The organism is Streptomyces sp. NPDC006487, assembly GCF_042870555.1.
Classification (GTDB): domain Bacteria; phylum Actinomycetota; class Actinomycetes; order Streptomycetales; family Streptomycetaceae; genus Streptomyces.
Window position 1 is genome coordinate 258453 of the sequence record NZ_JBIAHN010000002.1, and the last position, 22086, is coordinate 280538.

At 72.0% G+C, this 22086-nt stretch carries 21 protein-coding genes; 6 read left to right on the forward strand and 15 right to left on the reverse strand.

Annotation, left to right across the window (positions count from 1 at the left end; all coding sequences use genetic code 11):
- Positions 1-4: 4 nt before the first annotated feature.
- From ACFYM0_RS03985 to ACFYM0_RS03995, 3 genes are all read right to left on the reverse strand, one after another.
- On the reverse strand, positions 5-838 hold the full coding sequence (locus tag ACFYM0_RS03985) for a 2OG-Fe dioxygenase family protein (protein ID WP_388496236.1): 834 nt from the start codon (positions 836-838) through the stop codon (positions 5-7).
- A gap of 141 nt (positions 839-979) precedes the next feature.
- Positions 980-1456, reverse strand: coding sequence for a DUF3592 domain-containing protein (locus tag ACFYM0_RS03990; RefSeq protein WP_388496237.1), 477 nt, complete (start codon positions 1454-1456; stop codon positions 980-982).
- 291 nt (positions 1457-1747) lie between these two features.
- A complete protein-coding gene (locus ACFYM0_RS03995; protein ID WP_388496239.1) occupies positions 1748-2188 on the reverse strand; it encodes a hypothetical protein in 441 nt (146 codons plus the stop codon).
- Between the two features lie 208 nt (positions 2189-2396).
- Here ACFYM0_RS03995 and ACFYM0_RS04000 point away from each other — a divergent pair, with 208 nt between their 5' ends.
- Positions 2397-2915: a proline dehydrogenase gene (locus ACFYM0_RS04000; RefSeq protein WP_388496241.1), complete on the forward strand. Its 519-nt coding sequence runs from the start codon at positions 2397-2399 to the stop codon at positions 2913-2915.
- A 412-nt stretch (positions 2916-3327) separates the two neighbouring features.
- Entirely contained in the window at positions 3328-4050 is a 723-nt protein-coding gene (locus tag ACFYM0_RS04005; protein ID WP_388496243.1) for an alpha/beta hydrolase, read from the forward strand.
- Between the two features lie 235 nt (positions 4051-4285).
- Here ACFYM0_RS04005 and ACFYM0_RS04010 read toward each other — a convergent pair whose 3' ends face one another.
- A complete protein-coding gene (locus tag ACFYM0_RS04010; RefSeq protein WP_388496245.1) occupies positions 4286-4519 on the reverse strand; it encodes a helix-turn-helix domain-containing protein in 234 nt (77 codons plus the stop codon).
- Positions 4519-5103 carry a DUF2975 domain-containing protein gene (locus tag ACFYM0_RS04015; protein WP_388496247.1) on the reverse strand — a complete coding sequence of 195 codons (585 nt, stop codon included), beginning with the start codon at positions 5101-5103 and terminating at the stop codon, positions 4519-4521. The genes ACFYM0_RS04010 and ACFYM0_RS04015 overlap by 1 nt, the downstream gene beginning before the upstream one ends.
- 463 nt (positions 5104-5566) lie before the next feature.
- Between ACFYM0_RS04015 and ACFYM0_RS04020 the strand changes: the two genes are divergently transcribed.
- Positions 5567-6838, forward strand: a complete 1272-nt coding sequence (locus ACFYM0_RS04020) for an amidohydrolase family protein (RefSeq protein WP_388496249.1) — start codon at positions 5567-5569, stop codon at positions 6836-6838.
- A gap of 98 nt (positions 6839-6936) precedes the next feature.
- On the opposite strand, the gene ACFYM0_RS04025 is transcribed toward ACFYM0_RS04020, so the two are convergent.
- The 3 genes from ACFYM0_RS04025 to ACFYM0_RS04035 form a co-directional block, all read right to left on the reverse strand.
- Positions 6937-8625, reverse strand: a complete 1689-nt coding sequence (locus tag ACFYM0_RS04025; RefSeq protein ID WP_388496251.1) for a carbohydrate binding domain-containing protein — start codon at positions 8623-8625, stop codon at positions 6937-6939.
- Between the two features lie 791 nt (positions 8626-9416).
- Positions 9417-10937, reverse strand: coding sequence for a UDP-N-acetylmuramoyl-L-alanyl-D-glutamate--2,6-diaminopimelate ligase (locus tag ACFYM0_RS04030; RefSeq protein WP_388496737.1), 1521 nt, complete (start codon positions 10935-10937; stop codon positions 9417-9419).
- Between the two features lie 224 nt (positions 10938-11161).
- Positions 11162-11317: a hypothetical protein gene (locus ACFYM0_RS04035; RefSeq protein ID WP_388496252.1), complete on the reverse strand. Its 156-nt coding sequence runs from the start codon at positions 11315-11317 to the stop codon at positions 11162-11164.
- Between the two features lie 220 nt (positions 11318-11537).
- On the opposite strand from ACFYM0_RS04035, the gene ACFYM0_RS04040 reads away from it, so the two are divergent.
- On the forward strand, positions 11538-12461 hold the full coding sequence (locus ACFYM0_RS04040; protein WP_388496254.1) for a PHP domain-containing protein: 924 nt from the start codon (positions 11538-11540) through the stop codon (positions 12459-12461).
- A gap of 38 nt (positions 12462-12499) precedes the next feature.
- Here the strand turns inward: ACFYM0_RS04040 and ACFYM0_RS04045 are convergent, their stop codons facing one another.
- Together ACFYM0_RS04045 and ACFYM0_RS04050 are read right to left on the reverse strand one after the other, a co-directional pair.
- Positions 12500-13522 (reverse strand): questin oxidase family protein, encoded by a 1023-nt coding sequence (locus tag ACFYM0_RS04045; RefSeq protein ID WP_388496256.1) that lies wholly within the window; start codon positions 13520-13522, stop codon positions 12500-12502.
- Between the two features lie 122 nt (positions 13523-13644).
- Positions 13645-14307 carry a deoxynucleoside kinase gene (locus ACFYM0_RS04050; RefSeq protein ID WP_388496258.1) on the reverse strand — a complete coding sequence of 221 codons (663 nt, stop codon included), beginning with the start codon at positions 14305-14307 and terminating at the stop codon, positions 13645-13647.
- Between the two features lie 769 nt (positions 14308-15076).
- Between ACFYM0_RS04050 and ACFYM0_RS04055 the strand changes: the two genes are divergently transcribed.
- Positions 15077-16492 (forward strand): amidase, encoded by a 1416-nt coding sequence (locus ACFYM0_RS04055; protein WP_388496260.1) that lies wholly within the window; start codon positions 15077-15079, stop codon positions 16490-16492.
- A gap of 35 nt (positions 16493-16527) precedes the next feature.
- Here ACFYM0_RS04055 and ACFYM0_RS04060 read toward each other — a convergent pair whose 3' ends face one another.
- The 3 genes from ACFYM0_RS04060 to ACFYM0_RS04070 form a co-directional block, all read right to left on the reverse strand.
- On the reverse strand, positions 16528-18450 hold the full coding sequence (locus tag ACFYM0_RS04060; protein ID WP_388496262.1) for a DUF2264 domain-containing protein: 1923 nt from the start codon (positions 18448-18450) through the stop codon (positions 16528-16530).
- Between the two features lie 119 nt (positions 18451-18569).
- Positions 18570-19301: a hypothetical protein gene (locus ACFYM0_RS04065; RefSeq protein WP_388496263.1), complete on the reverse strand. Its 732-nt coding sequence runs from the start codon at positions 19299-19301 to the stop codon at positions 18570-18572.
- Between the two features lie 239 nt (positions 19302-19540).
- Positions 19541-20260 (reverse strand): TetR/AcrR family transcriptional regulator, encoded by a 720-nt coding sequence (locus tag ACFYM0_RS04070; protein ID WP_388496265.1) that lies wholly within the window; start codon positions 20258-20260, stop codon positions 19541-19543.
- A 105-nt stretch (positions 20261-20365) separates the two neighbouring features.
- On the opposite strand from ACFYM0_RS04070, the gene ACFYM0_RS04075 reads away from it, so the two are divergent.
- Positions 20366-21400 carry an aldo/keto reductase gene (locus tag ACFYM0_RS04075; RefSeq protein ID WP_388496267.1) on the forward strand — a complete coding sequence of 345 codons (1035 nt, stop codon included), beginning with the start codon at positions 20366-20368 and terminating at the stop codon, positions 21398-21400.
- Positions 21401-21422: 22 nt separating this feature from the next.
- Here ACFYM0_RS04075 and ACFYM0_RS04080 read toward each other — a convergent pair whose 3' ends face one another.
- Entirely contained in the window at positions 21423-21683 is a 261-nt protein-coding gene (locus tag ACFYM0_RS04080; RefSeq protein ID WP_388496269.1) for a hypothetical protein, read from the reverse strand.
- Positions 21680-21985 carry a DUF6247 family protein gene (locus tag ACFYM0_RS04085; protein ID WP_388496270.1) on the reverse strand — a complete coding sequence of 102 codons (306 nt, stop codon included), beginning with the start codon at positions 21983-21985 and terminating at the stop codon, positions 21680-21682. The genes ACFYM0_RS04080 and ACFYM0_RS04085 overlap by 4 nt, the downstream gene beginning before the upstream one ends.
- Positions 21986-22086: the final 101 nt, after the last annotated feature.

Consider the following 22086-nt stretch of genomic DNA (forward strand, 5'->3'; position numbering starts at 1 on the left):
CGTGTCACAGCTGGGGAACGTACGGGGCGAGGCCGACGATGAGGATGGACCGCTCCCCCGGTCCCGGGTCGGAACCCGCGCGAACCGGGCCGACGTAGTGGCTGACCCTGTGGTCGTGGACGGCGTAGCCGTCCAGGGGGTCGGTGAGGGTGAAACCGGTGTGGATGTCCGCCCACGGGTCCTCGGGCCGCAGGCCCGCACTGCCCGGCGTGGCGATGACGTTCTGCCCCCCTGTGACGTTGGTGCGGCTGATCAGGTGGGCGAAAGTGAACGTGGCGGCCGAACCGCCGTCCTGGTGCAGGCAGTCGGGGGAAGAGACGGCCTCCTGGCCCGGGCCGTCGACGCCGAGCCTGATCAGGTGGACCCCAGCCCACAGCGGCCGTCTCGTCAGGTCCTTCAGGGACAGGACCTGCGCGATGTCCCAGCGCAGGAGGCGCATCAGCAGGGCGTTGCCGCGCAGCGCCTCGGGGATGTCGGGGAGCACACGGAGCTTTCGCGGGTGCTCGGGGTCGTCCTCGCCCTGGGAGAAATTGGTGACCGTACCGTGGACGGGGTCGGGGGTTCCGGGAATCCAGGACAGTTCGTCCTTCCACGGCAGGTACACGGCGTGGGAGTAGCGGCGGAACCGGTTCGTTCCGGGAGCGTACGGGTCGGGCGGCAGAGTCGCGAAGCCCTCACGGATCCGGGCCAAGTCCCCGGCATCGGAGCCGTCCGGGACGATGCCGAGCTGCTCGGCACCGTAGCGGGCGAACCCCCGCTCACGCAGACCGTCCGCTCCCGCCGCGCCAGGACCCCCGGCACCAGAGTGCGACCGCCGCTGGGGCTCGGCATTTCCCACGTGTTCCTCCCACAGGTCACCACCACGGCCATCGCTCCGGCGGCCGTGCCGACCTTACGCACACTTCCGCCTCTTCCCCGCCACCCGGCTCCCCTCGAGGGGGCCCGTGACCACACCCTCAGAACCCCCGTCGGGCGGGGTTCAGGTACGCCGCTCCTCGCGGGCGGGACCGGTCGTGGCCAGCAAGGTGGCGGCGGCGAGGACGAGCAGGGCGAGCAGGACGGCGCTCCACAGCGCGCTCTCGCCCTCCAGAGCCGGGGAGACCCGGCGCTCGGGGTCGTAGGCGACCTTGACCTCACCGCCGACGGGGGCGGCGGCGCGGTCGTCCTTCAGTTCCGAGGGGTAGCCGCCCGGGCAGCGCAGCACGTGCTGGTAGACGGTCTTGGGTCCGGGACCGCCCTCCCCGAACGAACCCTGCACCTTGGTGCGCACTTCGGCCACGGTGCAGGTGGCCGTCTCGGCGCGCGCCGTCGCCTGATCAGCGGCGGTCGAGGTCAGCAGCAGCCCCAGAGCCAGGGCGAGGGCACCGAAGAAGGCGCCCGTGCCGTCGACGAGCAGGAAGTAGGCCCCCGCGAGGGCGGCGATGAGCAGCGCGCCGACCGACACCGTGACCGTCATGGACGGTCCATGGGGCGCCGTGAGCGCCCCATGCGCCCAGCCGTACACGAGAACCGCGGAGAGCGCGGGCAATGCCACCGCGACGCGCCACACCCGCCGGCCCGTCTCCTCCATCCGCACCACCCCCGCACCGGGGGACGTCGGACGGCCCTCCCACGGTTGCGGAGCACGGCCCCACCACGGCTGGTCCCGCACCGAAGACGGGCGCCGGACGTGACACCGCAATGACTCCGCCGCCGCCGTCTTCGCCGAACCACCACCTCGACGCGGGTGCGCCCCGGGTGCTCCCGGTCAGCGGCGGCCGGTGGACAGGATGACGAGGAACTGGCCGCCGCCGGCCTGGATGTCGGCGGTCACCGGCAGGCCCGGAACCAGCCGGGAGAAGCGGTCCACCAGCCAGTCCGCCGTCTCCTGGGCGTCCTTCCGGGTCGGGCAGCGGCCCACCATCTCGCGGCCGCCCTTGCGCTCCAGCCGCTCGGCAACGGTGATCAGCGGCGCGGGCTCGACCACGTACAGGCGCTCCGGCCAGGCGATGACCACCTTGACCGCGCCCTTGCGGGTGTTGCACCCGCGGTGCGCGAGCCGCTCGGCGACCTTGGCCTTCCGGTCGGCGGTCCGGCTGTCGACGCTGGGCCCCCGGGGGTCGTTCACCGACTCGTGGGGGTCGACCGGTTCGTCACAGACCCAGCACTGCCAGCCGTCACGCTCTGCCACATCATCAAGGAGACTCACCCGAGCAAAAGTACCTGCCCGGGCGGCGCTCCGCTCACACAGGGCCTGAAACGCGGGTGCCGAGACACCGGCTCGACCCTGAGGAGTTCTCGACGCCGGTCGGACCGTCGGCGAGCTGACGCCTCATGGAGCCGTATGGCTGCTGCTGCTCCTGGCGAGGAGGGCCCCGACGGACCGGGTGAACGGCAAGAGCCGCAGACTGGGGCCCATGGACTCAGGACTCGCCGCACTGTTGGGCGCCGCTGTCGGTTCCGCCACGACCCTCGGGGCCGCGATCGTCAACGGCCGTGCTCAGGCGCGGTCTCAGCACGCCCAGTGGAGGCGCCAGAATCGCCGCGCCGCGTACGCCGGTTACCTCAGCGCTCTCCACGACCGCGACATCGCCATGGACGCCGTCCTCGACGCGCTGCGTTCCGACCGGCCCGACCTTTCCGACATCGACGAGAAGACGGGCCGCTTCGTCGTCCTGGCCCGCGAGGTCCACCGCGCCGGCGAAGTCGTCATCCTCGAAGGGCCGGCACCGCTCGCGGTGGTCGCGGAGCGTGTGGCCAACGCCTCCAGCGCACTCTCACAGGTCATGCGGCGGATGGCCGAGAACGCCCGCGCGGGAAACACCGCCCGCAAGGCCGAAGACACCGCCCTTGCCGCCGAACGGGAGCGAGCCCTCTACCAAGCCGTCAAGGACTTCCGTCTTGCGGCACGCGGCACTCTCGGCAAAGCCGACTGACACTCGGACTCTTGCCCCGGCCCCTCTCGGGAGGGCGCACAAGCGGTGATGCCGCCGCTCAGTGTCCGCGCACGCCGGGTCCGGCGCGTCGGGGGTCTCCCGGCCGCCTTCCCGGGTGGGCCTTCGCCGGCGGGTCCTTCGGCCGGGGCAGCCCCGCACGAGCGCGCGCACCGAGGTCGGCCTGCTCCCGGTCACGCCGGGCTCGTCCGGCCTCGGGAAGCGGCCATGGCGCCACTGCGAAAAGGCTTTGGCGGGCCGGGGCGACCGCTGCTAGCCTCCCGGAGGCCGTGCGAGAGAACGAGGAGGTGGTACCCGTGAACGCAGTATCGACATGGGTGCTCTCCTCCGGGGTCACGGTCGGGCGATAGGTCGTCCGGGAGCGCCACTCTGAGCACTCCCGAAAGGCACGACCGTGCACTTCACTTCCGAACAGCGTCTCGACAACGGCGTTCTCGAGCGCGAATTCACCCTCGGCGAGATCCCGGGCACTCTGTGGACGCCCGAATCCGCCGCACCGGCCCCGCTGATCCTGATGGCCCACAACAACGGGCTGCCCAAGAGCCAGCCGCGCCTGGTGGCCCGGGCCCGGCACTCCGCGGCGTCCGGCTACGCCGTGGCCACCATCGATGCCGCCGGGTGTGGTGACCGGCCCCGTTCCGCCGCCGACGAGCAGGCTCGCGACGAACTCCGACGGGCGATGCAGGCCGGTCTGCCGGTCGACGAGATCTTCGAGACCCTGGTGGGCTCGCTGGTCGAAAGGGCGGTCCCGGAGTGGCGGACCACTCTGGACGCCCTCCTTGCGCTGCCCGAGATCGGCGGCCCGGTCGGGTACTCGGGGTGGACCGCCGTCGGCATCCGGCTTGCGGTGGTCGAGCCGCGCATCGCGGCCGCCGGTTTCTTCGCCGGGGGTTTCGTGCCTCGCGCCCAGCGCGAGGAGGCCCGGCAAGTCACCGTTCCGCTGCTGTTGCTGCTGCAGTGGGACGACGAGGGGAACCCCCGGCAGCGGGCCCTGGACCTGTTCGACTCCTTCGGCAGCAAGGAGAAGACGCTGCACGCCAATCCGGGCGGGCACGTCGGCACCCCGTGGTTCGAGGTGGAGGACGGGGTCCGGTTCTTCGGCCGGCACCTGACGTGACCCCGAACCGTCGGGCCGACAGCAGACGGTAGACGGTAGACGCTGCTCCACCATCAACGCCTCCGTCAGCCGGTCGTGTCCGATGCGGCGCGGAGTCCGCCTCGGCGTCCACGAGTGCGAGCTGTGTCCTGCGGATGAGGCTCCGGAAGGGAACGGAGAGGTACGGATTCCGGGCGGGCCCGGAATCGCTCGTGCCTCTCCGTCCCTGATCACGCACTACGTCACCGCCCACGACCTAGGCCGGCTCGGCCGGGTCGTGGGTGATCAGGTCTCCCGGCTGGCACTGGAGGACGTCGCAGATCCTGGACAGGGTGGAGAAGCGGATGGCCTTGGCCCGTCCGTTCTTGAGCACGGACAGGTTGACGACGGTGATGCCCACGAGCGCGGACAGTTCGGTGAGCGTCATGCCCCGCTCGGCGAGGACCCGGTCGAGGTGGATCCGGATCGCGTGGATTTCCTCTTCGGGCATCAGATGGTCCCTTCGAGGTCCTCTCGCATACGCACGCCCTCACGCATGATCTTCCCCAAGATAACGGCGGCGATGCCGGGGAGGATGAGCACCTGCGGATCGGAGACCGTCAGGCCGGAGCCTCCCATGGGCACCATGCTGTCGACGAGCCAGGACTCCGACCAGCCTACGACGAAGCCCGTCAGCGGTGTGCCCACGGTGACGGACCAGCCGAGAACGGTGAGCCGTCGCGCCACCTTGTTGGTGAACGGCCCTTGGGACACCACGGCATCCAGCAGTCGGGAGAAGAGCAGCAGAGCGAAGGAGGCGAACAGCATCCAGGGCAGTCGGCTTCCGAGGTCGGCGGCGCGCTGCGCCGCGGAGGGGCTGTTCTGGCAGAGCCGCGCGGCGCTGCTGGAGGCGTCCACACCTTGGCCGACCGGCAGGCCGCCCTCGAGTGTGGCGTTGGCCCAGAAGCCGGTTTGTACGCAGACCGCCCCGTCGTCGGTCAGGTGCAAGACGGCCGTGCCGATGAAAGTGAGCCCCCAGAGAATGGCCAGCCCAAAGGTGAGTGTGGCCAGGATCTTCGTGAATCGCGTGTTCACCGCGTTCCCCCCTATCGATTTTCGATATGCCAGAGACTAGCGGACCATATCGATAATCGACAAGTCACCGACGGCTGGAGTGGTGGCGATCGGCGGCGGGCCGAGGTCTCGGGGATGGGTCGCAGATGCAACTTCTACAGAATGTTGACGCGCCTCTATCGGAAAGACGTCGTCCCGATGGACGATTCAGGTAGCCCGCCCCGCTCATCTGACCATCCGTCAGCAGGGGCAAGGCCGATCCCGCCCTCGTTTCGTTGGGAGGCCACACGCCATGAACCCGATCAGCGAGTGTCCCGAACCCGTCTCAACCTCCTTACCGGAAGTACGTGCGCCTTCGCCGCAGGCAGCGGCGCCCAGCCGTCGCCGCCTCCTGGGCGGCCTCGCCCTGGCCGCGGCCGCTCCGCTCGCCCTGGGCGCGGGGAGGAGCCGGCCGCAAGGGGGAACACCCCCGGGCCGGACCGTCGTGCTCAGGAACGCCGCACTCGCGCTGACCATGGACCCGGCTCTCGGCGACGGCCCCCTGGGGACGGTCCCGGACGCGGACGTCCTCATGCGGGACGGTGTCATCGCGGCCGTGGGGAAACGGTTGCCCACACCGCCCGGCACACAGGTGATCGATACCGCCGGTCAGCTGGTGATGCCGGGGTTCGTCGACGTGCACACCCACCTGTGGCAGTCCTCGATGCGGGGCGGCTGCGCGGACCGCGACCTCTTCGGATGGCTGGCCGACTGCAACCGGGCGACGTTCTCCCGGATCACGCCCGCGGACATGTACCGCTTCGTCCGGCTCGGCGCCCTCGATTCCGTGCAGTCCGGCGTGACCACGCTCGTGGACTGGGTGGACGCGCTCCCGTACGACACGACGGTCCAGTACGTGCGGGCCCTGGCCGGCACGGGCGTGCGCTTCGCCTACGCGATGTTCCAGGCCGAGCGGGACGCCTCGCTGATCACCCGGACGAAGAAGGAGCTCATCGACCCGCTCCCCCTCGCCTCGGCACAGGTCGCCACCCACGCGGCACGGGCCATCAGGGGCCTCAACCAGCTGCACTGGGAGATCGCCCGCGATCTCGGGGTCATGCTCAACAGCCACGTCCTGGAACGTTCCGAGCAGCACGCGGACGACCCGATCGGCACCCTCACGGACATCGGCGCGCTGGGTCCGCGGCTGCTCATGAACCACGCGATCCACCTCACCGACGAAGAGATCGCCGCGGTCGCCGCGCACGACGTACGGGTCGCGCACTGTCCGCTCAGCAACATGCGCCTCGCCTCGGGGATCATGCGGCTGCCCGACCTCGGCCGACGCGGCGTCAAGTCCGGGCTCGGCCAGGACGGCGGGACCAACGACTCCTCGGACTTCTTCGCCCTCATGAAGACGGCCATCGGGCTCCAACGCGCCCGCTCGCTGGATCCCTCGGTGTTCCCCCAGGTGCACGACGTCCTGCGCCTCGCCACGCTCGGCGGCGCCGAGGCGATCGGCATGGCGGACACGGTGGGATCCCTGAACCCCGGCAAACGCGCCGACGTCATCGTGATCAACCCCGCCGCCCTCAACTTCGCGCCGCGATTCGACTGGATCAACCAGATCGTCTTCAACGGCCGCCCGGAGAACGTCCGCGCGGTCTTCGTCGACGGCCGTCCCCTCAAACTCGACGGCCGTCTCGTCGACGTCGACGCCGACCGCGTCGTACGGGAAGCGGAATCCGCGGCCACCCGCCTGCGCTCCGCCTCCTGAGCCCTTGCGGAACAGCAGGGCCCCGGGGGCGCCGAGCGCTCCCCCCGGGGCCCTGCCCGGTCATTCCCGCATCCCCCTGCGAAGGTCAGGCCGTGTGATCAACGGCCTTGGAAGGACTTGACGTTGTCACCGAAGCTCCAGCCCTTCGAGCCGTCCCAGTTGACCGACCACGTCATGAGACCCTTCAGCGAACCACCGAAGGCGTTCCACGACTGGCTGACCAGGCTCGGCGTCATGTAGCCGCCGCCCGCGCCGGGCTGGGCCGGCAGGCCGGGCACCTGCTTGTCGTACGGCACCTTGATGGTGGTGCCCTGGATGGTCAGGCCGTTGTTCAGGCAGGTGGTCTGGGCGGTGAAGCCCTGGACGGTGCCGGCCTGGTAGGAGTCACCGGAGCAGCCGTACATGCTGCCGTTGTAGTACTGCATGTTCAGCCACCACAGCCGGCCGTTGTCCGCGTACTTCTTGATGATCGGCAGGTAGGAGCCCCAGATCGACCCGTAGGTGACGCTTCCTCCGGTGACGTACGCGGTTTCGGGAGCCATCGTCAGGCCGAAGCCCGCGGGCATCTGGGCCAGGACTCCGTCGATGATGCGCACCAGGTTGGCCTGGGAGGCGGACAGCGTGTTGATGTTGCCGCTTCCGGTCAGGCCGGTCTCGATGTCGATGTCGATCCCGTCGAAGTTGTACTTCTTCAGGATCGGGACGACGGTCGCCACGAACTTGTCGGCGACCGTGCTCGAGCTCAGGTCAATGCCTGCGGTGGCGCCGCCTATCGACATCAGGATCGTCGCTCCGGCCGCCTTGGCCTGGCACATCTCGGCGGGGGTCGCGACCTTGACGCCGGCGTCCATGCCGTCCTGCCACTGGACGGTGCCGTCCGAGAGGATCACCGGGAAGGCGGCGTTGATGACGTTGTAGCCGTGCGCGGCGATCCGGCTGTCCGTGATGGGGACCCAGCCCATGCCGGGGTGGACGCCGTTCGCGGCACCGTCCCAGTTCTCCCAGTAGCCCTGCAGGACCTTGCCCGCCGGCTTGGGCTTCGTGGGGCAGGTCTCGCCGGGCGGGGCGGTCGTCGGGGGTGCGGTGGTCGGGGGCGCCGTGGTCGGGGGCGCGGTCGTCGGCGGCGGGGTGGTCGGCGGGGTCGTGGTCGGGGGCGCGGTGGTCGGTGTGGGGCTGCTGCCGCCGGGGCCGGTGAGCGACACGTCGTCCGCGTAGTACGAGGGCTGCCCGTACCAGCCGTGCAGGTAGACCGTCACCGAGGTGGTGCTCGGCCCCGTGGTGAAGCCCACGCTGAGCTGGCCGTACGAAGGGCTGGTCGGCGTCCAGGTGGACGGTGTGCCGGTGATCCCGGTGCCGGTGGCGCCCAGGTAGACGTAGCTGCCCTGGACGTAAGCGCTCAGCGTGTACTGGGAGTTGGGCTGCACGCTGACGGTCTGGACGCACTGGGCGTTGTCCTGGCCGCTCGGCGTGGCCTTGAGCGCGGAGGCGCCGGCCCGGACCGGACTGCCGACGACGACACCGGAGCCTCCGGAACAGGTCCACGAGGAGAGCCCGTTCTCGAATCCGGGGTTGACCACCAGGTTGGGGGCCGCCTCGGCCCCGGCCGCGACGGCTCCGGCACTGACGGTGCCTGCCACGGCGAGGCCGGCACCGATGACGGCGGCGGCGCTCACCCCTGCGAGGGAGCGGTTCAGGACGGTCGGTCCGTGCTTGGCGCGGCCGGCCCGGTTCCCGGAAGGGTCGGTGCCGGCCGTCAGGCGCGGAGTACGTGATCTCCGACGGAACATGGTGCGCTCCATTCCCGCCGAGCGTCATGGGCATGACCGACGCGTGGGGGCGTGACGCCCGGCTGGTGGGTGAGGTGGGGACAGGTGGGGCTGTGCCGGACCGGATCGTAGGAGGAACGGCACGGCCGGTCAATAGGTCTGGACCAATAGGCGGGTTGTGGCGTGGTGCGGCGAGGGCGTCCGGCGATGATGCGCTCCGCGCTGTCGGCGCGACGCCGAACCTGCCTGCCCACGGCGGGAGTACGACCGCCCCGCGCGCTGAGGGCGCGCCCGGGAACCCCGGCCGGGGCTGCTCAGGAGGACGACCGGGGCCCATGATGGCGAGATGGCAGTCGGCGAGGATCTGCTCTGGGACGCGTCGGACCGGAGCACACGGACTGTTCCACGGCTGCGGCGCATGGCAGTGTCGGCCGGCTGTCTCGGCTTGTCCGGCCTGGCCCTGTCGGGAGAACCCGCTGTCGGGTGGGTGGCCGGTGCGGCTGTGGCCCACTTGCTCGTGGAGCTCGCGTACTGGGCCTGGGACCGGCGGCGCGTGGTGGAGGCGCGGATCGTCCCCGGCGAGGCCTGCGGTCGTGCGAGGCTCCGCCTCCGGCATGCCGGAGGACGGATCACGGAACACGACCCCGACCAGGTGTCCCGGGTCCTCATCATCTACGACGACGTCGACGGCTCGGCGAAACTGCGTCTGCGCTTGCGCTTGCGAAGGAAGCGGCTCCTCTTCGGGCGTCCTGGTCGCCCCCCCCCCGGTCGCCGGTCGGTCCGCAGGCACGCCGATCACCTGCGGACGGAGGTCAGCCGGTCCCGGATCCGCGCCGGTGAACCAGCAGGCTGGAGGCGAGGTCGCGTACGGTCGCCATGTCGCTGAAGGGGAGCAGGGTTTCGCCCACGATCTGGTGCGGTTCGCTGCCCTTTCCCGCGATCAGGACGATGTCTTCGGGCCGGGCGGCGGACAGCGCGAAGGCGATGGCTCGGCGCCGGTCGGCGGAGCGCTCGTACGGTGTCCCGGTGCTCTCGATGCCGGGTGCGATCTGGTCCAGGATCGCCTCGGGGTCCTCGGTGCGGGGGTTGTCCGAGGTCAGGACGCACAGGTCGGAGTGGGTGCCGGCGATGCGGCCCATCTCGGCGCGCTTGGTGGTGTCGCGGTCACCGCCGCAGCCGAAGACCGTGATGACGCGGCCCTGGGCAAAGCCCCTGATGGCGGTGAGGACCTTGTCGAGGGAGTCGGGCGAGTGCGCGTAGTCCACGATCACCGAGGTGCCGGCCGGGGTGACGAAGCGCTCGAACCGGCCCGGTACGGGCGGCATCTGGGCGAGCGCGGCGACCAGTCCCTCCAGGTCGTGCCCCAGTACCCGGCAGGCGGCCAGGGCCGCCAGCGCGTTGGACACGGAGAACCGGCCCGGGACCGGCATCACGGCCTTGTACTCACCGCCGGCGTGGTGCAGCGTGAACCGCGTGCCGGAGGCGTCCGCGATCAGGTCCGTGGCCCGGAAGTCGGCCTCCGCGTCGAGGCCGTACGTCGTCACGGCGCCGGGCATCAGCGCGCGGATCCTCGCTCCCACGGCATCGTCCACGTTGACCACCGCGTGCCGGCACAGTCCCTGGAACAGCCGCATCTTGGCGTCCGTGTAGTGGGCCATCGTTCCGTGGTCGTCGAGGTGGTCCTGGGTCAGGTTGGTGAAGACGCCGACGTCGACGAACGTCCGGTCCATCCGGTACGTCTGCAGGGCCATCGAGGTGGCCTCCAGCACCACGCTGCCGGTGCCCTGGTCCCGCATGCGGCCCAGGAGGTACTGCAGGTCGGGCGATTCCGGTGTGGTCAGCACCGAGGGAGGCATCGGGATCACCTCGTCGCCGATCCGGCTGCCCGCCGTCCCGATCACTCCCACCGATGCACCCTCGGAGATCTTGAGGAGCGACTCGACCATGTAGGAGATGGAGGTCTTCCCGTTGGTCCCGGTGACCGCGACCATGTCCATGTGCCGGCCCGGCTCGCCGAAGTAGCGGGAGGAGACCACGGCGGCCGCTTTGCGGGTGTCGCAGACCCGTACGAGGCACACCGCCGGCAGCAGCTCCCGCCCGGGGGGCACGGCGGCGGCTCCCGCCTCGTCGACGAGCACGCCCACCGCCCCGCGCGCGAGCGCCGCACCGATGGATTCGGGGCCGCCACCCCGATGGCCGGGCACCGCGATGAAGAGGGAGCCCGGCACCACCCGGTCGACGTCGAAGGTGGTGCCCGCCGTGATCCCCGTCGACTCGGTGTCGCCCTGGATGACGTGGTGTTCATGGCCGGTCAGCAACCCGCTCAACTTCACGGTGGTCCCTTCGGAGGCGACTACGGCCCGGCGCACGGCCCTAGCCTGGCGGCAGAGCCGACGGAGCGTCGGACCTGCGGTGGTGGGGACGGAGAGGGCGATGCGTCGCCCTGGAGGCGACGGGGCCGGGCCCGACGCGTCGGCCGGGCCGGGCTGCCGGGGCAGGGCCCGTCGCTGAGGATGGTGCGGCGCGAGGGGTAGGGCCCGGGCGCGATGGGAAGGCGCTAGCCGTGGCCGTGCAGGACGCCGCGGCCGACCGTGGGGGCCTTGCCGTCGGCGGCGGTCCGGAGGGTGATGCCCGTCCGGCCCGAGGTGGCCGCACGCACGCCGGGGGCGGCCTGCGGCAGGCACTCCCCCGTGACGCGTCGTGTGCGGCTCATGGGCCGAGTGTACGTGCGCTCACACGGTCCGTACGCCGCGTCTGCTCGGCCCCCGGGGGGATCCGCCCCTGTCTCGGCTCCGCAGTCGCCGCTCGCGCACGAGGACGACGGACGTAGGACGATCTCGGATCGGCTCGGTTCCGCATGGTTCCGCACGGATCAGCTCGGATCAGCTCGGATCAGCTCGGATCAGCTCGGATCAGCTCCCAGGAGGATTTGGATGCACAGCCTGCCCTTCGACCGACCCGGCCGCTTCTGGCGTGGGAACCTGCACACCCACTCCGACCGCTCCGACGGCGCCCTGTCCCCGGCGGCCACGGCGCAGTACTACCGGGACGCCGGATACGACTTCTTGGCCGTCACCGACCACTTCCGCCCCGAGTACGGCTTCCCGCTGACGGACACCACCCCGCTGCGCACGGAGGACTTCACCACACTGCTCGGAGCCGAGCTGCACGCGCCCCGCACCGAAACCGGCTCGTCCTGGCACATCGTCGCCGTCGGGCTCCCCCTGGGGTTCCCACCGCCCGGGCCCAAGGAGACCGGGCCCCGGCTGGCCCGCAGGGCACGCGCCGCCGGCGCGTTCGTGGGCATGGCCCACCCGGCCGCTTCCCTGCTGAGCATCGCGGACGCCGAGAGCCTGGACGCCGCGCACGCGGTCGAGGTGTACAACGCGCTCGCCGCGCGTGAGGACAGAGGAGACAGCTGGCACCTGACCGACGTCCTCCTCAACCGTGGCCACCGCCTGAACGCCTACGCGGCCGACGACGCACACCTCCAGCCTCAGGACCCTCCGGGCCGTTCCGCCTGGGTCCAGGTCCGTGCCGAGTCCCTCGACCCGGACCTGCTTCTGGCCGCGCTCAAGGCCGGGCACCACTACTCCTCCACCGGCCCCGAGCTGGTCGATGTCAGCCTGACCGGCGAACACGTCACCGTCCGCTGTTCCCCTGCCCGCAAAATCCTGATCACCGGAGGCGCACCCGGGGCGCAGGTCGTCCAGGGCGAGGCCCTGACCGAGTGCACCCTGCCGCTGGCGATGTTCCGGGGCGGCTTCTTCCGGGTCACGGTCGAGGATGCGGCCGGCGGCCGGGCCTGGAGCAACCCGATCCGTCCGGAGCCCGCAGCCGGCGCCGTCCCGCGATGAATGCACGTCCCCGCTGACGCGTCCGCGGTGGCGGCCGGCTAACGCAGCGGTTCGTTCAGCTCTACGGAGCGCAGCGCCGCCGCGAGGGCCGCCCCGTCGCCGACGTCGAGTGCCGTGTCGGTCAGTTTGATGACGTGTTCGTCTCCGTGCGCCCGGGCCCGCTCGAAGACCTCGTCCGCGGTGAAGGTGCCCGGCGGGGTGTAGACGACCGGGGTGTCGGGGGCGTACATCGCGGTCACGGCCGCGGAGGCCGTCCAGGCCGCTCGCAGACTGGGCGCCCACAGGGCGGGCGGGAGGGCGGGGAGGGTGCGCAGGACCGCGTTGGGGGCCGTGGCGGCGTGGACCAGCAGGATTTCCTCGCCGTGGCCGTGGGTGGCGTAGCGGTGGGTCGCGGCCCGCACCAGCTCGACGAGGCGCAGGCGCGCCTCGTCGGGGTCGGCGACCGCGGCCGCGGCCGCCCACACCGGCAGGCTCGCGACGCGGCCGAGGCGGTCGGGGAAGGTGCCGTGCCGTTCGGTGAGGGGTGGTACCGCGTCGAGGGCTGCGTCCGCGCCGCCGGTGCCGGTGCCCGGTAGTGGGGCGAGGTCCGCGATGGGGTGGTGGCGGGCGGCCCAGTAGCCGAGGCCGTGGGCGAGTTCGGCCAGGCGTGGTGCGGTGCCTTCGCCGGCCAGGAGCGTGCGCACGGCGTGGCCCACCCGGATCAGCGGATGCGTCGAGCCGCCGTACATGCCGGGGAGGAGCCGGGGCCACCACTGCGCCAGCACATCGCGCCAGGGCCGGTCGGCGATCTCGCGCTCGAAGTGGTCGATCCAGTCGGCGGCGCGGCGCGGGTCACCGAGCGCGGCACGCCAGTTGGTGGCCGTGACCGGCTCGACGCGCGACGGGAACTCTTCCAGTTTGCGGGCGTAGAGATCGAGCCAGCGGTGCACCGTGCCTGCCTGCCCGCGAGCGGAAAGGGCCTCGACGGCCATCGGCGCGTGGTTGGTCAGCCGTCCGAGCCGCTCGGGGCCCGAACCGTGCAATCGCTGGAGCGCTTCGTCGAGTATGCCCGTCGTATCCATGACGACGACCGTAAGCCCGGCACTCCGAACGCGCGAGCTCCGTGGCGAGCCTTCCGGGGGCGGAGGACCTGCGGACCCCGCGCACCCGGAAGGGTGCGAACACCGGCGCCGGTGTCCCGCCCTCAGGCCCGGAGCCGGCTCGTGGCCAGGGCTTCCTTGACCTCGCGCACCACGCGGGCCGCGTCCTCGGGGTTGTGCACCACGTCCGTGTGATTCATGTCGATGACGAGCACCTCGCTGGCCGAGTAGTGCTTGTGCACCCAGTCGTCATAGCCGGACCACAGCGTCCGGTAGTACTCGACGAGGCTCTCGTCCTGCTCGAAATCGCGACCGCGCAGGCCGATGCGGTGCAGGACCGTCTCGAAGTCCGCCTTGAGGTAGACCATGAGGTCGGGTGCCTTGCGGTACGGGAGGCCGTCGATCTCGCGCATCATCTCGCCCAGCAGTCCCTCGTACACGCGCATCTCGAGGGAGCTGATCCGGCCGAGGTCGTGATTGACCTTGGCGAAGTACCAGTCCTCGTAGATGGACCGGTCCAGGACGTTGTCGCCCTGCTTGTACGCCTCCTTGATCGCGGCGAACCGCGTCTGGAGGAAGTAGAGCTGCAGGAGGAAGGGGTAGCGCTTCGCCTGGATCTCCTCGGGGCTCGCCGTGTAGAAGAGCGGGAGGATCGGATTGTCTTCCACGCTCTCGTAGAAGACTTCGCTGCCCAGCTCCTTGGCGAGCAGCTCGGCGACACTCGTCTTGCCGATTCCGATCATGCCTCCGACGCAGATCACTGACATACCTCACTTCTCCCTGGGGGTCTTCTGTTCGCGGGCGCGCGGGCCGGGCGCCCCACCCCACTGAGACGCGGGTCGGCGGTCGCTCGATTCCCCATGATCGTCGTGATCTTCATGATCAGCGTCATGCGGTCCCTGTCCGGGCCGAAGCCCCGGACGCAGGAATCCCTCCCCGACGGGCCGGACCGACCGGCCCCCTGGGTGTCGCGGACAGCGACGAGCCACCACCCCGCGGCCGCCTTGAAGCATAAATGACGCCGCGCCGCACGCCCGCCGGTGTGCCGACGCCCGCCCCACCCCGCCCGACGCCCGCCCCACCTCGCCCTCCGGCATCAGCCCCACCCGCCCTCCTCGAAGTGCTCGTCAGATCAGCCCGCTCCAAGCATTGACTGACATTTTCGTCAGTCCCTCCTGTGAGCGCACCCGATCGCCCCTGGAACGCCAGGCACGCCGACGGATTCATGCAAGCCCCCGCGTACAGGAGCCCAAATGGACCCGGTTGACTCACCCATGCACGACTCCGCATCTCCTGCGGGCATCGAACAGCACTCGATCGACCGGGTGCCCCTGACGGGCATCTTCCCGCCGCTCCGTCCGACGCCGGTCCGGCCGGCGACCGGCGAGATGGTCTCCTGTCCGACTTCTGAGCAAACCGTCCGGAGGCCCTGCCGAGGGAGGGGCGGCAGCGAACGGCCGCCGAAATCCTCGCGTGTTACCTGCCGGTAGGCAATGATGGCGGGCGACCATCCACACGGCGGAGGCTGAGGCAGCGGTGACGACTTTCGACGAACGGACCCTCGTACACGCGTTCCGGGACGACGCGCTGGGAGAGCACGACGCCGTCGGTCTCGCCGCGGCGATCCGGCGGGGCGAGGTCTCCCCCGCGGAGGCCGCCCGGGACGCCGTGGAGCGGGTGCGGGCGGTCGACGTACGGCTCGGCGCGGTCCAGGTGCACGTCGAGGGCACCGCGCACGCCGCCGGGGCGGGCGGCGCCTTCGCCGGGGTGCCGACCTTCGTCAAGGACAACACCGACTTCCGGGGGCTGCCCACGGGCCACGGCAGCGCCGCCTTCCGGCCGCGGGCCGCCCGGCGGCACGCGCCGTTCACCCGGCAGCTCCTGAGCAGCGGCGTCACGGTGCTGGGCAAGACCCGGCTGCCCGAGTTCGGGTTCAGCCCGACCACCGAGTACGACGGCGCGGAGCCGGTGCGCAACCCCTGGCACACGGACTACTCGGCGGGCGGTTCGTCGGGCGGCAGCGCGGCGCTGGTCGCCGCCGGCGCCGTGCCGATCGCGCACGCCAATGACGGCGGCGGCTCGATCCGCATACCCGCGGCCTGCTGTGGACTCGTCGGCCTCAAGCCGTCCCGTGGCCGCGTCGTGCCCAGTGCCCTGGGTCGCCAACTGCCGCTCGACATCATCTCCGACGGAGTCGTGACCCGTTCCGTGCGGGACGCCGCCGCTTTCCTCGCCGCTGCGGAAACGTACCGGCGGAGCCCCGGTCTCCCGCCCGTCGGCCTGGTCGAAGGCCCCTCGGCGCGCCGGCTGCGCATCGGGTTCGTGCTGGACTCGCCGAACGGTGTGCACTCCGACGCCTCCACCCGGGCGGCGGTCACGGAGACCGTGGAGAGGCTCGGAAAGCTCGGACACACCGTGGAGCCGGTGGAGTTGGGGATGGATCCGAGTTTCACCGACGACTTCCTCACGTACTGGGGGATGCTGTCCTTCCTCCTCGGCGTGACGGGCCGGACCCTCGGCGCGGACTTCGACCGGCACCGCATGGACGGCCTCAGCCAGGGCCTGCGCGAGGAGTACCTGCGGAACTGGCGGCGCACTCCCGGGGTCCTGCGGCGGCTGAAGCGCACGCGGGAGGCCTACGCGGCGTCCTTCCGCGGGCTCGACCTCGTGATGTCGCCGGTGCTCGCCCACACCACGCCGCCGATCGGCCACCTCAGCCCGACGGTTCCCTACGCGAAGCTGATCGAGCGGATCCTCGCGTACGTGGCCTTCACGCCGGTCGACAACGTCGTCGGTACTCCGTCGATCTCGGTGCCCGCCGCGAGCGCGACCCCGGACGGACTGCCCGTCGGCGTCATGTTCGCCGCCCGTCCCGGGGGTGAGCGCAAGCTGCTGGAGATCGCGTTCGAGCTGGAGGCCGACCGGCCGTTCCGGCGCATCCAGGACCACTGACACAGCCGGCAGGAGACGTACGGGGCCCGCGGCCGCTATCCGGTGGCCGGTGGCAGGTGCTCCACGCGGAGGGGCTCGAAGGCGATGCGGGTCAGGGATCCGTCGTCCGCCCAACGCACCTCGATGGAACCTTCGTCCGCCGTCACCCGGGTGAGCGCCCCGGCGATCGGCGGCGGATCCGGCTCGCCCGTGCCGGTGAGGGCGACCAGCGCCGCGTACGGGCCCGTGCGCTCGGCCCCGGCCGTCAGGCGGGGCACGCTCGCCCACCTGGTGAAGGCGGTACCGGCCGGCGCCCTCGCCTCCTCCCGCGCTTCCCAGCCGTGCACCGGGTGGAGCTCCGAGCGCAGTGGCTCCTCGGGCCCCGTGGCCCAGCCCGTCTGTTCCACGCGGGCTCCGTACGGAGCTCCGTGCACCCGGTGCACGCGCAGTTCGTGCCGGCCACGGACGAAGGTCACGCTCTCCACCCGCAGGCCGGGGACCGTGGGCGCGCCTCCCGGGAAGACCGGCCTGTGCCAGGACGCGGCCCAGCCCCAGCCGTTGCCCTGTCCGGTGCCCAGCGGATGGATGCGCCGCCGGACACTGCGGACGCCTGCCACGGCCACGGCGAGGTGGTTGTCCGGGGTGTTGGCGCCCGCGGTGGGGCCGCTGCGGGTGGAGTAGGCCTGGCGGGAGTAGAGCGGGTCCTCGTCGCGGGCCGCTTCCGGCTGGTCCGGCCCGACGTGGTCGCTCCCGTGGTTGTGCAGCCGTACGATCCCGTCGGCGCGGGTGGTCTGGATCAGCAGCCCGGGCGCGGACAGGGCGAGCACCTGGTCGGGTCCCTCGCTGGGCGCGGGTTCCTCCGTCGCCGTCCACAACGGGTGCGTCTGCGGGGCGAGCAGGCAGACGAAGGCCTTGGAGGCCCAGTACGGCGAGGCCGGCCCGGAATAGTTCTGCAGGGTCGCCCCGTGCGGGCCGTGCCATCCGAGGCCCAGCAGGCCGTCGGCGCCGACGGCGCCCCGGTCGAGGAAGTAGCGCAGCGATCCGCTGATCAGGCGGCGCGAGGTGCCGGGGGTGAGCGGGGTGTGCCCGGTGACGGCTCCGAGGCCGATGGCGGACGCGGCGGCGAAGCGGTAGGTGAGGGAACGCCCGAAGTGCATCGGCGCCCCGTCCGCACCGAAGAGGAGGGAGAAGCCGTCCAGGTGGGCGTGCAGGCGGTCACCGTGCGGGGCCGGCCGGGCAGCGCCGTCCGCCCGGTCCGGCGAGGCGTCCAGGTGGCGGTCGAGCACCGGATACAGGTGCAGCGCCCAGCCGTTGTAGTGGTCGAAGGCACGGCCTTCCCCGTCGGCGTACCAGCCCTGGCCCGCGTACCAGCCCTCCAGGAGGTCGAGCGCCCGGCTGCGGGCCCTGGCCGTCTCGGCGTCGCCGCGGCCCACGGATTCCAGGAACCCGGCCACGGTGTACGGAAAGAGGTACCAGTTGTTGGGGGCGGGCACATGGCGCAGGGCGCCGCGCAGCCAGTCCTCGGTCCGGTCCTGTACGGCACTGTCGAGGCGGTCCCACAGCCACGGCCGGGTCAGCCGGAGTCCGAGGGCCACCGAGGCCGACTCGACCATCGGCTGGCCCCCCGCGTGCAGGTCGCGGATGACCGGCCAGGACTCCGCGTCGTCACGGCCCGGCGTGCGGGTTCCCGCCGCCAGGCCGTCCGCGTACCGCTCCAGCCAGCCGTACGGGTCCTCGCCCCCGGCCCCGGACACCCGGAACGCCGCGGCGAGGAAGGTGCGCGCGTACCCTTCGAGCCCGTCGGAGCGCACCCCGGAGGCGGACGGCGGTCCCGGCAGGTCGAGCAGGGCTCCGTGCGGCGTGGCCCAGCGCCAGGCGGCGCGCAGCAGCCCGTCGGCCACCGCCTCCCAGTGCGCGCGCGTGTAGCCGGTGTACGGGCTCAACACGCGGTCTTCGCGCGGCAGTCCGGGAAGGGTCATGCGGGGATCTTGATCGAATGGCCCCGGCGGGTCAAGGGAGCAGGTCAGGAGAGCGGGTCAGCAGCTCGAGAGAGCCGATCAGGGCGGGGCGGGGCGGAACGATCGGGCGGGGCGGGCGTTCAGGCCGAGGCGTCCCAGGCCGTCGTCAGCCCGTCCAGCCACGCGGGCGGCAGCTCCGCCGCGTCCCACTCCTCGCGCAGCGCCTGCGGCTCGGCGAGGAGCCGCTCCAGTACGGCGATGCTCGTGGCGGAGTGGACGAGCGAGAAGCGGCCGTGCACCGTGATGGCGCTGCCCGCTCCGAACCTCGCGAACAGCCGCCCCAGCCGGGCCCGGTGGGTCCCGGTGAACTCCGTCAGCCGCCCCGCGTACCGGGCCCGCTGTCTCGTGCTCATCGTGGCGAGGACGGCGGTGAGCACCTCTTCGGTCGCCTCCGGATCCAGCTCCGAGACCTCGGTGAACGACAGGTACAGGGGTGTGAGCGCCACTTGGGCCCGCTCGACCTCCATGCGCCTGGCCCGCGGGCGCTGTGCGGCCGCTTCCTCCTCCCCCTCCGGGCTCACCACCCGGAGCAGGGTCCGCTCGGTGACGGCGCCCAGCTCGGCCAAGAGGTCCCCGGCGCCGTCGAGCCATCCCGACTCGTACGGCTCGCCCTTGTCCCCCGGCGCGCTCCGGTCCCGGCCGCTCAGTTCCCCGTGCGCGAGCGCGAGCGTGCCCGCCTCCAGCAGACCGGTCAGTTCGAGCGCGTCACCGGCAGGGACCCCCGCTCGTGCGAGGAGCTGGAGGAGCGTCGTCCTCGCGTTGTCGACACTGACCTCGTCCGGCCACTGCCGTCCCTCGTCGGCCCCGCTCATCAGACCCTCTCCGTTCTCGGCCACCGCACCGCCCAGCACTTCATTGTGACCGGGCGCCCTTCGAGGAGGCCGGACCCGGCGGCGGCGGTTCATCCCCACGGCTGCGGAACCGGCTTCCTGAGCTGCGACTCTATGCGGCGGTGCGCCGATGTCGAGAACTTTCCCGGCATCCGGCAATCTACCCATAACCCGCCCGGGCCGTGGCGCCCGCCTTCACCGACGCCCCCGCCCCTGAGCCACTACTCCTCCCGCACGTACGCCCCCGCGCGGGCGGCCGCCGACGCCGCGGCCGCGCAGCGGTCGGCCGCGGCGTCGTCGAGCGGGAGGGCCGTGGTCAGGAGGCGGTAGTAGAGGGGGGCTGACACCGCGCGGATCACCTCGTGCGGGTCGGTGCCCGCGGGTACCTCGCCGCGGGCCACGGCCTCCCGGACGCACGGCGCCCACTCCTCGACGCGCACCGCGTAGAAGCCGTGCAGCGCTCGCGCCGCCTCGGGGTCGCTGGTGGCGGCCGCGATCACCGCCTTGAACAGGGCCCCCTGGCGGGGGTCGGCCAGGGTGCGGCACACCAGCCGGGCGTTGGCCGTCAGGTCTCCGGGGAGCGAGCCCGTCCGCGCCCGCGGAAGGGACTGCTGCGCCATGTCCAGCAGCAGGTCGGCCATGAGGCCGGCGACGGTGCCCCACCGGCGGTAGACGGTCGTCTTTCCGACGTCCGCGCGCCGCGCGACGTCGGCGAGGTCCAGGTGGGCAAAACCCCGTTCGGCGAGGACGTCCTCGGCGGCTCGGAGCACTGCCTCGCGCACCCGCGCCGTCCGCCCGCCGGGCCGCGCACTCCCCGGCCCCGACGCCGGCACGGACCCTGGCTCTGATCCTGGCCCTGGCCCTGGCCCTGGCCCTGGCCCTGGCCCTGGCCCTGGCCCTGGTTCGGCCGCGCTGTCCGGCCCGGCTTCGGCGAACTCCATAACGGGACTCCAGTTCCATTAACTCTCGGGACTTGCTACGCTCGGGCCATCTTAACGGAACCACGGCCCCATTAGATGGAGCCGCGGGTGAGGAGAGGATGCGTCATGGAGTACAGGCGGCTGGGTGCGTCCGGGCTTCTGGTCCCGGAACTGAGCTTCGGAGCGGGCACCTTCGGCGGGCAGGGACCCCTCTTCGGCGCCTGGGGCGACACCGGAGTGCAGCAGGCGCGCCGCATGGTGGACATCTGCATCGACGCCGGGGTCACGATGTTCGACACCGCCGACGTCTACTCCGCGGGCGCCTCCGAGGAGGTCCTGGGAGCCGCCCTCAAGGGGCGCCGGGACCAGGTGCTCATCTCCACCAAGGCCGGTCTGCCCATGGGCGAAGGCCCGGACGGGGCGGGGACCTCCCGGTCCCGGCTGATCACCTCCGTGGACGACGCGCTGCGCCGCCTGGACACCGACCACATCGACCTCTTCCAGCTGCACGCCTTCGACGCGGGCACTCCCGTCGAGGAGGTGCTGTCCACGCTGGACGACCTGGTCCGGGCGGGGAAGATCCGCTACACCGGCATCTCCAACTTCTCCGGATGGCAGGCGATGAAGTCCCTCGCCGCGGCCGACCTGCACGGCCGCCCGCGCTACGTCGCCCATCAGGTCCACTACTCCCTCGTCGGCCGCGACTACGAATGGGAGCTCCTGCCCCTCGGACTCGACCAGGGGCTGGGCGCGATCGTCTGGAGCCCGCTCGGCTGGGGCCGGCTGACGGGCAGGATCCGCCGGGGCCGGCCACTGCCCGCCGGCAGCCGGCTGCACGACACCGCCGACTACGGCCCGCCGGTCGAGGACGAGTACCTCTACCGCGTGATCGACGCCCTGGACGAGATCGCCGGGGAGACCGGCAGGGCCGTCCCCCAGATCGCCCTGCGGTGGCTGCTCCAGCGGCCGACCGTGTCCTCCGTCATCATCGGCGCCCGCAACGAGGAGCAACTGCGCCAGAACCTCGGCGCGGTGGGCTGGGCGCTCACCCCGGAGCAGATGGCGAAGCTCGACGCGGCCAGCAGCCGCACGGCCCCCTACCCCTACTTCCCGTACCACCGGCAGGAGGGCTTCGCCCGCCTCAACCCTCCGGCGGTCTGAGGGGCACCTGGCGCGCCGGCCGTCAGCCGAGCCAGAGGACGTTCAGGACGGACAGGCGGTGCAGGGGCCCGTTGATCCAGTAGGTGAGCGACAGCCGGCCGACGGACGCCAGCCGTACGTCCCGGCCCTCGGGGTCTGCGGGGTTCCACTGGTGGAACCCCCAGGGATCGGCCGCCGCGGCGTCCAGGATGTCCCAGACCATGTCCTCGGCGTGCTCGGGCAGGGCGGCCAGAGCCTTGGCGGCGGGCGCGGAGAAGCGGATCGCGTACGGCTGTCCGGTCACCGGCGGCTTCTCCGCGGCTCGGACATGTCCACGAAGTCGCTGTCGTCGCAGCCGGAGGCGAGGAAGTCGTCGACCGCCGGCGCGGAGGCGAGGCGGGCCTGCCAGGCCTGGACGGTCTCGTACAGGGCGGCGAGGGAGAACGTGCGGCGGGACTCCTCCAGTGCGGCGGTCCACTCCTCCTCGAAGGCCGGCACCCACTGCGGGGCACGCCGGTCGGTGCGTAGCCGATCGAGGAGTTCTGCCGGGGCTCCCGGAGCGGGGACGTACGGCGTGGCGGTGACCTGGTCGGGCTGCGCGCTCATCGGCTCTTCCTCCCTGTGGGTCGTACCGCCACGGTACGCGGGCGGGGAAGCCCGGGACCCGGGCACGGGCGGATCCCCCGGCGAAGCCGCGCATGACGCTC

What these genes read in the sequence shown, in the direction of transcription:
- ACFYM0_RS03990 (WP_388496237.1), bottom strand. Translation starts at nt 1,456, where the DNA reads ATGACGGTCACGGTGTCGGTCGGCGCGCTGCTCATCGCCGCCCTCGCG.
- ACFYM0_RS04000 (WP_388496241.1), top strand. Translation starts at nt 2,397, where the DNA reads ATGGACTCAGGACTCGCCGCACTGTTGGGCGCCGCTGTCGGTTCCGCC.
- ACFYM0_RS04010 (WP_388496245.1), bottom strand. Translation starts at nt 4,519, where the DNA reads ATGCCCGAAGAGGAAATCCACGCGATCCGGATCCACCTCGACCGGGTC.
- ACFYM0_RS04025 (WP_388496251.1), bottom strand. Translation starts at nt 8,625, where the DNA reads ATGTTCCGTCGGAGATCACGTACTCCGCGCCTGACGGCCGGCACCGAC.
- ACFYM0_RS04035 (WP_388496252.1), bottom strand. Translation starts at nt 11,317, where the DNA reads ATGAGCCGCACACGACGCGTCACGGGGGAGTGCCTGCCGCAGGCCGCC.
- ACFYM0_RS04040 (WP_388496254.1), top strand. Translation starts at nt 11,538, where the DNA reads ATGCACAGCCTGCCCTTCGACCGACCCGGCCGCTTCTGGCGTGGGAAC.
- ACFYM0_RS04045 (WP_388496256.1), bottom strand. Translation starts at nt 13,522, where the DNA reads ATGGATACGACGGGCATACTCGACGAAGCGCTCCAGCGATTGCACGGT.
- ACFYM0_RS04050 (WP_388496258.1), bottom strand. Translation starts at nt 14,307, where the DNA reads ATGTCAGTGATCTGCGTCGGAGGCATGATCGGAATCGGCAAGACGAGT.
- ACFYM0_RS04060 (WP_388496262.1), bottom strand. Translation starts at nt 18,450, where the DNA reads ATGACCCTTCCCGGACTGCCGCGCGAAGACCGCGTGTTGAGCCCGTAC.
- ACFYM0_RS04065 (WP_388496263.1), bottom strand. Translation starts at nt 19,301, where the DNA reads ATGAGCGGGGCCGACGAGGGACGGCAGTGGCCGGACGAGGTCAGTGTC.
- ACFYM0_RS04070 (WP_388496265.1), bottom strand. Translation starts at nt 20,260, where the DNA reads ATGGAGTTCGCCGAAGCCGGGCCGGACAGCGCGGCCGAACCAGGGCCA.
- ACFYM0_RS04075 (WP_388496267.1), top strand. Translation starts at nt 20,366, where the DNA reads ATGGAGTACAGGCGGCTGGGTGCGTCCGGGCTTCTGGTCCCGGAACTG.
- ACFYM0_RS04085 (WP_388496270.1), bottom strand. Translation starts at nt 21,985, where the DNA reads ATGAGCGCGCAGCCCGACCAGGTCACCGCCACGCCGTACGTCCCCGCT.